Origin of the sequence: Erythrobacter sp. (assembly GCF_040217515.1) — a bacterium.
In the GTDB taxonomy this organism is placed as follows: Bacteria; Pseudomonadota; Alphaproteobacteria; order Sphingomonadales; family Sphingomonadaceae; genus Erythrobacter.
The window spans coordinates 117430-130381 of record NZ_JAVJPT010000004.1 but is presented as its reverse complement, the minus strand read 5'-3'; the positions used below and the strand labels follow the sequence as shown (position 1 = coordinate 130381).

The 12952-nt window shown below is 67.1% G+C and carries 11 protein-coding genes; 6 read left to right on the top strand and 5 right to left on the bottom strand.

The window, feature by feature from the left end:
* The first annotated feature begins 11 nt into the window (after positions 1-11).
* From RIB52_RS04625 to RIB52_RS04615, 3 genes are read left to right on the top strand one after another with little or no spacing between them, the layout of a single operon-like run.
* Positions 12-1907: an AMP-binding protein gene (locus tag RIB52_RS04625; protein ID WP_350173401.1), complete on the top strand. Its 1896-nt coding sequence runs from the start codon at positions 12-14 to the stop codon at positions 1905-1907.
* A gap of 16 nt (positions 1908-1923) precedes the next feature.
* Positions 1924-3030, top strand: a complete 1107-nt coding sequence (locus tag RIB52_RS04620; protein WP_350173399.1) for an NAD(P)-dependent alcohol dehydrogenase — start codon at positions 1924-1926, stop codon at positions 3028-3030.
* Positions 3027-4442: an FAD-dependent oxidoreductase gene (locus RIB52_RS04615; protein ID WP_350173397.1), complete on the top strand. Its 1416-nt coding sequence runs from the start codon at positions 3027-3029 to the stop codon at positions 4440-4442. The genes RIB52_RS04620 and RIB52_RS04615 overlap by 4 nt, the downstream gene beginning before the upstream one ends.
* 6 nt (positions 4443-4448) lie before the next feature.
* Here RIB52_RS04615 and RIB52_RS04610 read toward each other — a convergent pair whose 3' ends face one another.
* Together RIB52_RS04610 and RIB52_RS04605 are read right to left on the bottom strand one after the other, a co-directional pair.
* A complete protein-coding gene (locus tag RIB52_RS04610) occupies positions 4449-5267 on the bottom strand; it encodes an IclR family transcriptional regulator domain-containing protein (RefSeq protein ID WP_350173395.1) in 819 nt (272 codons plus the stop codon).
* A gap of 118 nt (positions 5268-5385) precedes the next feature.
* A complete protein-coding gene (locus RIB52_RS04605; RefSeq protein WP_350173393.1) occupies positions 5386-6621 on the bottom strand; it encodes a methylaspartate ammonia-lyase in 1236 nt (411 codons plus the stop codon).
* 172 nt (positions 6622-6793) lie between these two features.
* Between RIB52_RS04605 and RIB52_RS04600 the strand changes: the two genes are divergently transcribed.
* Entirely contained in the window at positions 6794-7687 is an 894-nt protein-coding gene (locus RIB52_RS04600; protein ID WP_350173391.1) for an isocitrate lyase/PEP mutase family protein, read from the top strand.
* On the opposite strand, the gene RIB52_RS04595 is transcribed toward RIB52_RS04600, so the two are convergent.
* Genes RIB52_RS04595 through RIB52_RS04585 form a run of 3 tightly spaced genes read right to left on the bottom strand, consistent with a single transcriptional unit; the run spans position 7688 to position 10675 of the window.
* Entirely contained in the window at positions 7688-8002 is a 315-nt protein-coding gene (locus RIB52_RS04595; protein WP_350173389.1) for a hypothetical protein, read from the bottom strand. It lies immediately after the preceding gene.
* Complete coding sequence (locus RIB52_RS04590) at positions 7999-9141, bottom strand: class I SAM-dependent methyltransferase (protein ID WP_350173387.1); 1143 nt, start codon at positions 9139-9141, stop codon at positions 7999-8001. Before RIB52_RS04590 ends, RIB52_RS04595 begins: the two co-directional genes overlap by 4 nt.
* Before the next feature lies 1 nt (position 9142).
* Positions 9143-10675, bottom strand: coding sequence for an aldehyde dehydrogenase family protein (locus RIB52_RS04585; protein ID WP_350173385.1), 1533 nt, complete (start codon positions 10673-10675; stop codon positions 9143-9145).
* A 172-nt stretch (positions 10676-10847) separates the two neighbouring features.
* Here RIB52_RS04585 and RIB52_RS04580 point away from each other — a divergent pair, with 172 nt between their 5' ends.
* Both RIB52_RS04580 and RIB52_RS04575 read left to right on the top strand, forming a co-directional pair.
* Positions 10848-11519 (top strand): PAP/fibrillin family protein, encoded by a 672-nt coding sequence (locus RIB52_RS04580; RefSeq protein ID WP_350173383.1) that lies wholly within the window; start codon positions 10848-10850, stop codon positions 11517-11519.
* Entirely contained in the window at positions 11516-12952 is a 1437-nt protein-coding gene (locus RIB52_RS04575; protein ID WP_350173381.1) for an MFS transporter, read from the top strand. The genes RIB52_RS04580 and RIB52_RS04575 overlap by 4 nt, the downstream gene beginning before the upstream one ends.

Genomic DNA, 12952 nt, shown 5'->3' with positions numbered 1-12952 from the left:
AGGAGGGAGAAATGACCGAAAAGGCGACCTATTCCGCAATGCACGCGCGCTCGCTGGCCGATCCCGAGGGGTTCTGGGCCGAGCAGGCCGAGCGGCTCGACTGGGCGAGGCGCTGGGACCGGGTGATCGAGCCCGAAGGCGATCCGGTCGCGCGCTGGTTTGCGGGCGGCATGATCAATGCCTGTCACAATTGCGTCGATCGCCATGTCGAGGCCGGATACGGCGACCATGCCGCGCTGCTTTACGAAAGCCCGGTGACCGGGACCTCGCACGTGGTCACGTTCGCGCAGCTACAGGACGCGACCGCCCGGCTCGGCGGGGCGTTGAGGGCAATGGGAGTGGAAAAGGGCGACCGCGTGCTCGTCTACATGCCCAATTCTCCGCAAGCGGTGATCGCGATGCTGGCCGCCGCGCGGATCGGCGCTGTGCATTCGGTGGTCTTCGGAGGCTTCGCCGCGCGCGAACTGGCGAGCCGGATCGACGATGCCGCGCCGAAAGTGGTTCTTGCGGCGAGTTGCGGGATCGAGGGTGCGAAGGTCCTGCCTTACCAGCCGATCCTTCGCGAGGCGCTCGAAATCGCGCAGCACCAGCCGGACACCTGCATATACTGGCAACGCGAACAGCGACCGGCCGAGCTGGGCGCCAGTGAGCATGACTGGGGCGAGCATGACTGGGGGACGGTGATCGCCGGGGCCGAGCCCGTCGAATGCGTGCCCGTGGCCGCCACCGATCCGCTCTACATCCTCTACACCTCGGGCACGACCGGTGCGCCCAAGGGCGTGGTGCGCGACACTGGCGGGCATCTCGTTACCCTGCTGTGGAGCATGACCGGCATCTATGCCTGCCCCCCGGGCGAAGCCTTCTGGGCGGCAAGCGATGTCGGCTGGGTCGTGGGACACAGCTATATCTGCTACGCGCCGCTGCTCAACCGGAACCCCAGCGTCATCTTCGAGGGCAAGCCGGTCGGCACGCCGGACGCGGGCGTGTTCTGGCGGATCATCGCCAAGCACCGGGTGCGCAGCTTCTTCACCGCGCCGACCGCGATGCGCGCGATCAAGCAGGTCGATCCGCACGGCAAGTTCGCGCAGGCCGCGGACCTGTCGAACCTCAAGACCGTCTTTCTCGCGGGCGAGCGGACCGATCCCGCGACGCTCGAATGGACTACCGACCTGCTGGGCGTGCCCGTGATCGACCATTGGTGGCAGACCGAGACGGGTAGCCCGATCACGGCGAACCCGGCAGGGATCGAGCTTATGCCGATCAAGCCGGGCTCATCCACGCTTCCCATGCCCGGTTGGGACCTCGCCTGCCTCGACGAAGAGGGCGAGCCCGTCCCCGACGGCACGACCGGCGCGATCGTCGCGCGCCTTCCGCTCCCGCCCGGTTTCACGCCCGGCCTTTGGGGCGCGCCCGAACGGTTTCGCGCGGCCTATTTCGAACGCTTTCCCGGCTGCTATCTCACCGGCGACAGCGGCTTCATCGACGAGGACGGTTACCTGCATGTCATGGCGCGGATCGACGATGTCATCAACGTCGCGGGCCATCGCCTGTCCTCCTCGGCGATGGAGGAGGTGCTGGTCGCCCACCCGGCGGTCGCGGAATGCGCGGTGATCGGGATGGCGGACGAATTGAAGGGCCAGGTCCCCGTCGGCTTGGTGGTTTTGAAGGCGGGGGCCGACATCGCCGCAGAAGATCTCGCCGCCGAACTGGTCGCCGCCGTGCGCGCCGCGATCGGCCCGGTCGCGGCGTTCAAGCGGGTCCACGTCCTCACCCGCCTGCCCAAGACGCGATCGGGCAAGATCCTGCGCAAGACGATCCGCGAGATCGCCAACGGCGAGGAGCCTAAAGTCCCACCGACCATCGAGGACGCGGGCGTGCTGGCCGAGATCGAGGCGACTTTCGCGTGAAGGGGAGCGCCGCCTGATGCCGCGCGCGATCATGGCGGCGATAAGTCCCGGCGGCGGCGCGCCCCCGGTGATCGAGGAGCTGGTGCTTGCCGATCCCCTTCCGGACGAGGTCGTGCTGCGTATCGAGGCGGCGGGGATCTGCCACACGGACCTCGGCGTGGGTGCGTGGAGCACCGAGGAGCGCGTGCTCGGCCACGAGGGCGCGGGAACGGTCGTCGCGACCGGCAAGGCGGTGACCCGGCTGAAGAAGGGCGACCGGGTGGCGGCGACTTTCGGATATTGCGGGACCTGCCCCAATTGCACCGGGGGTCGCCCGGCCTACTGCTTCGACGGCATCGCACTCAATCTCGAAGGTGCGCGGGCCGAACCGCCGCTGACTCGGCCCGACGGCAGCGGGGTGCAGGGCGCCTTTTTCCAGCAGAGCTGCTTTGCCACCCATGCGCTTGCGACCGAGCGCAATTGCGTGAAGCTGCCCGACTGGCTCGACGCGCATGTCGCCGCTCCTTTCGGCTGCGGCATCCAGACCGGGGCGGGGGCAGTGTTCAACCAGCTTGGCGCGGCTGTGGGCAGGCCGCTGCTGGTGATCGGCGCGGGTGCGGTCGGGTGCGCGGCGATCATGGCCGGGCGGATCATGGGCTGCGATCCGGTCATCGTGGTGGAGCCCGTCGCCGCCCGGCGCGACCTCGCGCTCTCGCTTGGCGCGAGCCACGCCTTCGACGGATTGGAAGCGGACTGGGCAGGGCGGGTGGTCGAACTCACGCAGGGCGGGGCCACCGCCGCGCTCGACACCGCGGGCAAGCAGGCCACCTTCGAGGCCGCGCTCGCAGCGCTCCATTCGGGCGGGACGCTCGGCGTGCTGACCCTGCCCGGCGCTTTCGAGGAGCCGGTCGCCCATCCCGGCGGGGTCGATTTTCTCACCAAGCGGATCGTGGGCGTGATCGAGGGCGATTCGCTCCCCGCGACTTTCCTGCCCCGTCTCTTCGCCTATCATGGCGCGGGGGATTTGCCGGTCGATAATCTTATACGCACCTATCCCTTCGCCGAAATTGCGCGCGCTTTCGCCGATGCGGCAAGCGGTGCTGTGATCAAGCCCGTCCTGACTTTCGAGGAGGAACATTCATGAGCGAATGCTGCGTCATCCGTGCCGAAAGCGTGGAGACCATCGCCGAGATTCCCGTTGTCGTGATCGGCGGGGGAGGCACCGGGCTCACCGCCGCGCTCGCCGTGCGCGATGCGGGGTGCGAGGTGCTGGTGGTCGAGCGCGACAACCAGCCCATGGGCACGACAGCGATGTCGACCGGTCTCATTCCGGCTGCGGGAAGCCGCATCCAGCGCGAAAAAGGGGTCGAAGATTCGCCCGAGCAATTCGCCGCCGACATTGTCGCGAAGACAAAAGGCGCAGTCGACACCGCGCTGGTCGGGCATCTGACCCGCGAATCCGCGCGCACGGTGGACTGGCTGGTGGAAAGCCACGGCATCGGTCTCAGCCTCGTCGAAGGCTTTACCTATCCCGGCCATTCCGCGCTGCGCATGCACGGAATGCCGAGCCGGTCGGGTTCGGAACTGATGGGCGCGCTGGCGAGTGCCTGCGAGGATGCGGGGGTGGATATCCTCACCGACAGTCTTGTCGATACGCTTTACGTCAACGGCGAGGACCGGGTTATCGCAATCGCCGCTACCCGTCCGGACGGTGCGCGCGACGTGATCGGCTGCGGTGCGGTGGTCCTCGCCTGCTGCGGCTTTGCCGGCAACCGGCAGATGGTGGCGGAACTCATACCCGAGCTCGAGCACGCGACCTTCCACGGCCATCCCGGCAACAAGGGCGATGCCATTGCCTGGGGCCGCGAAATGGGCGCAAGCATGGCCGATCTCAGCGCATATCAGGGCCATGCGGGCCTCGCCGCCGGATACGGCATCCCGATCCTCTGGCCGCTCATCGCCGAGGGCGGCATCCAGGTGAACCGTTCGGGCGAGCGCTTCGCCAACGAGGCCTCGGGCTATTCCGAACAGGCGGTCGAGGTGCTGCGGCAGGAGGGCCATGTCGCATGGAGCATCTATGACGAGCGGCGCCACGAGGTCATGTGCCAGTTCGACGACTACCAGCAGGCGCGCTCGGCCGGATGCCTGATGCGCGCGGACAGCCTCGCGGAGCTGGCCGAGAAGGCCGGTATCGACGCGGCCGGGCTCGAGCGAAGCGTCGCCGAAACGCACCGCCTGATCGAAAGCGAGCAGCGCGACCGCTTCGGCCGGACTTTTGCGGGCAAGGCTCCGCTCGAGCCGCCCTTTTACGCCGTCAGGGTAACGGGCGCCCTCTTTCACACGCAGGGCGGGCTCGAGGTCGATGAACATGCGCGCGTGCTGCGAGCCTCGGGTGAGCCGTTTTCCAACCTTTATGCCGGAGGAGGCGCGGCGCGCGGGATTTCGGGGCCGGGGGCGGACGGATACCTTGCGGGCAACGGCCTTCTCACCGCGACGACGCTCGGGCGGCTCGCGGGCGAGCACGCTGCGGCGTCTTTGGTGCGCGAACCTGCCTGAGCGCGCCTATTCCGCCGCCTCGGCATCGCCGAGCGCGCCGCCAGCAAGGTCGATCAGGCTACCGCGGATCTCCCGCGCGGTTTCCTGCAGCGGGGCGAGATACTTGTCCGCCGCCTCGTTCGAGCTCATCGCGCTGACGAAATAGATGAGGCCGAGCGCCCCGATCAGTCGGTCGTTCCCGTCGAACAGGGGGACCGCGATGCTCGAGGTCTTGCCCGGGTCGGCGTTGTAGACATTGCGCACCTGCAGGGCATATCCTTCGCGCCGGATCTTCTGCAGCATGTAATCGTCGCTCAGCAGCAGGAGCCCCATGTTCGAGGCCTCGGTCTCGATTGCCTTCCAGCCCTCGACGATGGCGTTCCTTTCCTCCTCGTCGCAGAAGGCGAGATAGACCTTGCCGGTGGCGCATTCGGCGATCGGCAGAGTGTAGCCGGGATAATAATGCGAAAAGGTGAGCGAGGTCATCTTGTGGGTCGAATCGCGCACCATCATGCGCGTGCCGACCCGCGTGACGAGCGAGATCGGCCAGCCCACATCCTTGCACAGCGTCTCGATATGGTCGCGGCCCGCTGCGACGAGCTGGTCCTCGTTCTGGAACCCGGTCGAGAGAGTCTTGACCAGCGAGGTCACGCGGTAGCGCTTCCTCGCCGGTTCCTTCTCGATCAGGCCTTCGTGCTGAAGGGTCTGCACGATCCGGCAGGCGGTGGGATAGGGAACTTCTGCCGCGCGCGCGATGCCCATCATCGAGATCGGCCCGTCTCGATTGATCGCGGCCAGCACCGCAAGCCCGCGGCTGATCGCCCTGATCGGTACGCCTCTTTCCATGTCTCGCCTGTTCCCCTGCAAGGATCAGTTCGCCCTTGCGCCTGGTCTGCGATCCCAACGGCTTGGGTGTATAACAATTGCGCGGCCGGGGAAAGGACCCCCGCGGGCGGAATGCGGTTCAACCGCGCCGCGCGGCAATCTCGGCCAGCGTGCGCGCCTGTTCATTGCCGACTATGGTAAGACCTTCGTTCACGCCCATGCCGGGTTTGGCGAGCATCATGCTGGCCCGGGCGGCGAGAGCGACGTGGACGCAGGCACGGGCCGAATGATCGGTTTCCGCGCTGGTCCCCCCGCAATAGGCGCCGATGCCGGCCCCGCGCGCGGCCCGGATGGCGCGCGCCGTATCCATAAGATCGCCGACATCGGGCGTCTTGATCTGGATCACATGCGCGGCGCGTGCGGCGATGAACGCCTCGATGTCGGCAAGCGTGTTGCAATGTTCGTCCGCGACGATGCGGGCCCTGTCGGTCAGGGTGTCCAGCATCTCGACGATTGTCGCATAGTTTTCGATCGTTGCCCCGCGCGAGCCGTAATCGACCGGACATTCGATCTGCAGGTCGTAACCCGGCACGGACTCCGCCAGCCGGGCGATGAAGCGGGCGACCTCGCGCGGATCGCTCGATATGCCGAGCCCGATCCAGCCATAGACATCGAAATGAAGCACCGGGCGGTATCCCGGTTCGCCCAGCGCCCCGATACGGTCGGCGACCCAGCGCACATAATCGGCGAAGGCCGTGCCGGCGGGACCGAATTTTTCGGCCGAATTGATGAGGCCATGGGGCAGCACGTCCACGCTCTTGAGGATCATCGTGTCGACCGCGTTGTGCCGGTCGTCCCCGCTCTGCGCGAAGATCGGGACGGGGGTATCGGGGGCGGGCAGGCCCAGCGCTTCGGCCACGACTTCGGCGATGGTCAGGCGCCGCGAATGGGCGGCGGCCCGCAGCAGGGCCTGGCTGACCCCGTATTCGACCGCGAGCGGAAGGCGGCCCTCATCGCCATAGGCAAAGGCGAAGGCGGCATTTTCGGGGCCCGCTGCCGCTTCCATGTCGATCAGCCGGGGCACGACGCGCTTGCGGCAGATCGCCTCGATTTCCCCTGGGTCGAACACCGGATCGCGCCCCGCCGCGCCCGAATATTGCACGCTGACCATGTCGCCCCAGACCACCGCGCCATCCGCCAGCACGAGCCCGATTGCGAGCGCGCGCGATGGCTCGCGCACCTTGCCGAATCCGGGAGTGAGCGGCTCACCCAGATAGGCCACTCCGTCCATCTCCCGGCCCGCGCGGATCGCGGCTTGATCGTCGTAGAAAAAGGCCCCGCGTGCGGGCGCGAAGATGACCTGTTCGATGCGCATGCCGTGTTTTTCCCCGCGACCCCTGTTTCCATCCGGCATCGCCAGCGTTGGCGGCAAAGCCAGCCTGCCGCGCCCGGCTATCCGACTGGCGAGCGCAAATCCGGCCCGCGCTCGCCGGGCATTGCAGGGCGCGCCATCGCCTGCAGGTATTCGTCAGCAAGAGGTGCCCACCATGACCGTTTCCCCACCCAATCCGCCGCCCGCGCTTCGCGACGCTGTCGAAGCGGGCGTATTCTTTCTCGCGCCGGGCATGCACGACATGATCGCGGCCAAGCTCGCGCGGCTGGCAGGCTTCGAGATCGGCTTTGCCAGCGGTTACTGGCTCACCGCCTCGGCCCACGGCCTGCCCGACGTTGGGCTTGCGACCTATACCCAGATGCTCGAGCGGGTGACGACCCTGATCCGGGCGAGCGAGGGCATGGCGATTATCGCCGATGCCGATACCGGCTATGGTGGCCTGCTCAATGTGCGCCATACGGTGCGCGGTTATGAAGAAGCTGGTGTCGCCGCAATCCAGCTTGAGGACCAGGAATTTCCCAAGCGCTGCGGGCATTCGCAGGGCAAGAAGGTGGTCCCGGTCGAGGAAATGGTCGCGCGCATCACCGTCGCCTGCGGGGCGCGGCGCGGGGAGACGCCCCCGCTCGTCATCGCCCGGTCCGATGCGAAGGCGCCCGAGGGGCTGGACGCCATGATCCGGCGGCTGGAGGCCTATGCGAAAGCGGGTGCGGATCTGCTCTTTCCCGAGGCGCTGGGCGACGAGGAAGAGATGCGTTTCGTCGCCGAACGCCTGCCAGCGCCGGCCATCGTCAACATGGCCGATGGCGGTAACACCCGCATCCTGCCCGCCGCGACGCTCGAGGAAATGGGCTTCGCCGGCGCGCTTTTCCCCGCGACCACCGCGCTCGCCTCGGCGGCGGCGAGTATCCACGCGCTCAGGCGACTGAAGGAGACCGGCACGAGCATCCACGATGATGTCGAGTTGTTCTCTTTTGCCGAGATGTGCAGCCTGATCGGCTTCGACGAGATCTACGAGCTCGACCGCCAGTGGGAGGGATTGGCGGGCTGATCAGCCCTCTTTCGCAAGGCTTTCCATCACCGGGGCGAGGATAGCGGCGACCAGCTTTTCGCGGTTCGCTGCACGCGCGGCGGCATCTTCGCCGGCCGGCTGGAAAGCGTCCGCCGTGCCCGCTTCGAGCAGGCCGTTCTCGACCAGCAGCGTCTCGAGCGTCGCGACGCGCTCGCGCGTTACCGACAGTTCCATGGCGAGCGTCACCAGGCCGCGCAGCAGGTGTTCCTTCACGGGATCGTCGGTGAAGGTCGTGTTGCGGTCCCCCGCACGCGGACCTTCGGGAAGCGCGTCGCCTGCCTCCTGAGCACTCATGCCGGCTTGCGCCCACCGAAGAAATGGTAGGCGGCAGGGCCGACCGATTCATAGGTGGCGAAGGCGGTTTCGGGGTCAAAGCCTGCCGCGATGGCCTCCTGCTTCATGTCGAGCTCGGCAAACCCGCTCCAGAACGGCTCGCCATTGTGGCGCACCTGCCAGTGGTTGGTGACCTGCTTGATCAGGGGCACGCGATGCGGCTGGTAGGGCACATCGAGATGGCACACCAGCCCGCCGGGCCGCAGCAGCCGTCGGCATTCGCGCATGATGGCACGCACCTGCGCCTTGCTGGTTTCGTGGAACATGATGATCGAGACGATCAGGTCGAAGCTTTCATCCGGGTAATGCGTGCTGCCCGCATCCATCTCGGCGAAGTGGACGGGCACGCCTGCTTCTTCCGCATAGGCATGGGCGAAGCGGATGAAGGGGCGGGCGACATCGATGCCGTGGACTTCGGCCTCGGGCCATTCGCGCTTGTAGGCGAGCGTCTGCTCGCCCGTGCCGCAGCCCATGTCGAGCACTGCGGTTGGTTCGAGATCGGGAGCATATTTGCGCGCGACAGAGGCGACGAAGCGGCCGAAGCTGTCGGGCGCGGGACGCTCGCCCGCGGCCATGCCCTTGGCGATGCGGTAAAGCTCGACCGTGCCCGAATAATTGATCGCAGCCTCGATGTCGTCGGCGCGCCGCTCTCGCCAATAGCCACCCGGCTGGCGGTGGATCTCGGTCGTAGCGACGGGGGCCTTGACCAGAAGCTCGTCCGACAGCGCGATCGAGCCGAGCCTGTCACCGCTGTCGCGCAGCGCGCGATACCGGGCGACCTGTGCGTCGATCGTGCGGTCGCTCGTCACCTGCACCGCGTCCCACAGCAGGTTTTGACTGTGGAAGGTCAGCGTGCCCCAGAGCTGGTAAAGCGGGTGGCCTTCGACCAGCGCCTCCGCCTCTTCGCGCGATTCGGGCGGCCGGTCCGCGGCGGGCACCAATTCCTCGTCGAACAGGGTGGCGAGCCGGTTTTCGACATCGAAATTGACGAATTTTTTGAGCGCGCCCACGAAAGCGAGCCTTGCGGTTTCGTCGTGGTTCGGGGCGAAACCGAATGCGATCTCGTCAGCCTGCGGCGTGATGACTTCGTGCTTGCCCATCTTATCCTTCCCCGGCGCCCAATTTCGGCAGGTCGAGCGGTTCCTGCGGGATAAGCGTCGTCTTTTCCTCGGTGAACAGTTCGATCGAGCCGGGCAGGCCGTCGCGCCCGATGCCCGATTGCTTATAGCCGCCAAAGGGCGAGCGCAGGTCGCGCGCCATCGGCGTGTTGACCCACACCGTGCCCGCGCGCAGCGCCCGCCGCGCGCGCATGACCGACGGCAGGTCGTCCGACCAGATGTAGGAGGCAAGGCCGTATTCGCTGTCATTGGCGATTGCGAGCGCCGCGTCGAGATCGCGAACCCGCTGGATCGTGGCAAACGGCCCGAACAGCTCGGTCTGGCACAGATCGCTGGAATTGTCCGAAGCCTCGACCACGGTGGGGGCGAAGAAATAACCCCTGTCCATGCCCTCCACCCGCTCTCCGCCTGCAAGGACGGTGTAAGCCGCGTCCGAATGCGCGGTCTCGCCGAATGCGAGCAGCTTTTCGAAATGCGCGGCGAAGGCCATGGGCCCGATTTCGGAGGTCGGATCGAAGGGGTCGCCGACTTTCAGCGCCTTCGTTCGGGCAGTGAAGCGGGCGATGAATTCGTCGGCAATGCCGTCTTCGACAAGGATGCGTGATCCGGCAAGGCATTGTTCCCCGTTACCGGCGAAGATACCCATCAGGGAGCCGTCGACGGCGCGTTCGAGATCGGCCGAGGCGAGGACGATATTCGCCGACTTGCCACCGAGTTCCAGGCCGACCTTTTTCAGGCTCCCGGCAGCCGAAGCCATGATGCGCCTGCCCGTCTCGGTCCCACCGATGAAGCCCACGACATCGACCCCGGGATGGCTCACCAGCGCATTGCCGATGCCCGGCCCTGTCCCGCAGGCGACTTGCACCACGCCGTCGGGCACGCCCGCCTCGCGGACCAGTTCAACCAGCCTCAGCACAGCGAGCGGCGCATATTCCGAAGGCTTCACAATCACCGAATTGCCCAGCGAGATCGCGGCGGCGAGCTTCATCGAAGCCAGCACGAGCGGGGCGTTCCAAGGCGCGATCAGCAGGGCCACGCCCACCGGCTCTCGCGTGACCACGGAAAGATAGCGTCCCGACTGTTCGTAGCTTTCGCCCGCATGTCCCGCGAGCAGGTCGGCGAAGAAGGTGAAATTCTCCGCCGTCCGCGCGACGTGCATCCCGCGCGACTGCGCAATGACGATCGAGGTCTCGAGCGTCTGGAGCCGGGCGAGTTCGTCGGCATGGTCGAGCACCAGCGCGCTGATCCGGCGCAGCGTCGCGGCGCGCTCGGTCACCGGCAGGGAGCGCCATGGGCCGCTCTCGAATGCGGTGCGCGCGGCGGTGACAAGCGCATCGGCCTGATCGGGCAGGGTGTGGGGTACGAAAGCGAACGGCTCCTCGCTCGCCGCATGGACCAGCGTCTGGCCTTCTTCCGTCCCGGGCTCGCCGCGGGCGGGCGCGGGCAGGACAAGGTCGGCGGCCGCGTGCGGCCGGGTGAAGGCGGTCGGCACCGCAGGCTTGCTCATCTCGTTCATGGGCGCAATCCTTGCCGCTGCGGGGCGGCGGAGCAGCCATGCCCACACCGCCTGTTCGCGCAGTGGATAGCACGGCCGAGGCGATTTGGGAAAAGCTGCGCCTCCCTTCTTGTGCGCGGGGCCTTTCGCGCCTCTCGCGGGAGACCATGACCACGGCAAAGGGACTGACGCCATGAGTGATATCGACCGGCTCAAGCAGGATCTGCGCGCGGCGATCGACGCGTGCAAGCCCGACGGGACTTACGACGATACGACCTTCGATCGCATCCACGCGCTGATTGGCGAGCTCGTGCCGCACACCCCGGTTCCGCGGCCGCTCGACCGGCAGGATTTCGTCGCTTCGCCCTGGGGCTCGCATTTTGCCCAGTTCGGCCCGCGCCACACGGCGGGAAAGCCCATTCGGCACGTCTCCTCGCTCAAGCTGCAGAGCTTCAATGCCTTTGGCGACATTCCGATCAAGGTACACGAGATCGACCAGGAGATCCGGGTAGAGGGGCACCACTACAACAACGTCACCGAGATCACGACGCCCGACGGGGCGCATGCGGCACGCCTCGTGGTCTGGGGCCGCTACGACATCCCGGAGGAGGACAAGCCGCAGCGCTATGCGGTCGAATTCTACGCGGTCGAGATCGTGCCGCCCCCGGGGGTGAGCGAGGCGGAGGTGCGCGAGGCATTCGGGCTCGAACCGGAAAGCGCACTGCGCCGTGAGCTCAAGCCGCCCAAGCTCCATTCCGACGTCGTCTATTGCGACGAGGACATGCGCATCAATTTCGGCAGCATGGGCGGGGTCTATGTGATGAATCGCAAGCCCGGCCCGGGCAAGTCGGTCGATTTTACATGAGCGAGGCGGCAGCGCCTGCCGCGAAGGCTGGGCGAGCCAAGGCGGGGAACCGGACCGATCCTGTCGGACTCTTCGACCAGATCACCTGGGCATCGGGGTCCTTCGCCACGGGCGCGCTGTTCAACGCGATGGCGCTGTTCGCGCTGTTCGTGATGACGAGCTTCCTCGGCATTTCCCCGGCGCTGGCGGGGACGATCATCCTCGTCGCGCGGATCTATGACGGGATCATCGACCCGCTGATCGGCGCGCTCAGCGACCGCACCCGCCATCGCTGGGGACCGCGGCGGATCTACCTGCTCATCGGCGCGATCGCGCTGGGGGCGAGTTTCGCGTTGTTCTTCAACCTCTCGGCCCTCGGCCTGCAGGGCAGCGCGGCCGCTTTCGCCGCTACGGCGCTGCTGCTGCTCTATTCAACTGCCTATTCGATTTTCACCATCCCCTATCTCGCCATGCCGCCCGACATCGCGCCGGGTTACGATGCGCGCACCCGGCTGATGAGCTTCAGGGTCTTCTTCCTGCTCGCGGGCGTCACGGCGGGTTCGGCCGGGGCTCCGGCGCTGGTCGAGGCAATCGGCACGCCCGAACAGGGTTATCGCGCGATGGGCACCGCGCTTGGGCTGGCTGCGGCGGGGTTGTGCCTGATCGTTTTTCTCGGCGCGGCCCGGCTGCCGACCCCAGAACGCCCGGCACCGCCTGGCGGGCTCGATGCGCGGGCCCTGCTTGTGAGCCCTTTCACCGACACGGGGCGCGTATTCGCCAACGCGCCCTTCCGCCTGCTCACCCTCGTCAAGCTGTGCCAGCTTGCCGTGCTCTCCACCGTACTCGCCTGCACGCCCTATTTCTTCGGCCTCGTCCTCGGTCTCGGCACGGCGCGGATCGGGGCCTATTTCGGCCTCTTCAGCATCGCCGGGATTATCAGCGTGCCGCTGTGGCGCTGGGTTATCGCCCGTTTCGGGAAGCGCGAGACTTATCTGGTGCTGCTCGTCCTTTACGGCGCGGGGCTTGCCTCGTGGTTCGCCTGGGTCCCGGGCGAGCCGGAATGGCTGCTCCATGCCCGGGCGGTCCTGATCGGTGCGTTCTCCACCGGTACGCTTTTGTGCGCTCTCGCCATGTTGCCCGACACGATGGAATACGACCGTCTCGCATCGGGCGAGGGACGCGAGGGGGTGATGAGCGGGGTCTTCACCTTCGTCGAGAATGTGGCGGGAGCGCTCGGTCCGTTCATCGTCGGGCTGCTGCTCGAGGGCGGGGGGCTGGTGACCGGGCAGGGCCCCGACGCGGTCCAGCCGCCTGCCGTGCTCGCGGCGGTGCAATGGGGCGTTTCGCTTGTGCCGGCAGTTTTCTGCTTCGCCGCGCTGCCCCTGCTGTGGCGCTACCGGCTCGATCAGGGCATGCTCGATGCCATGCGCGAACCGGCTGGGGCGCAAGGCTGA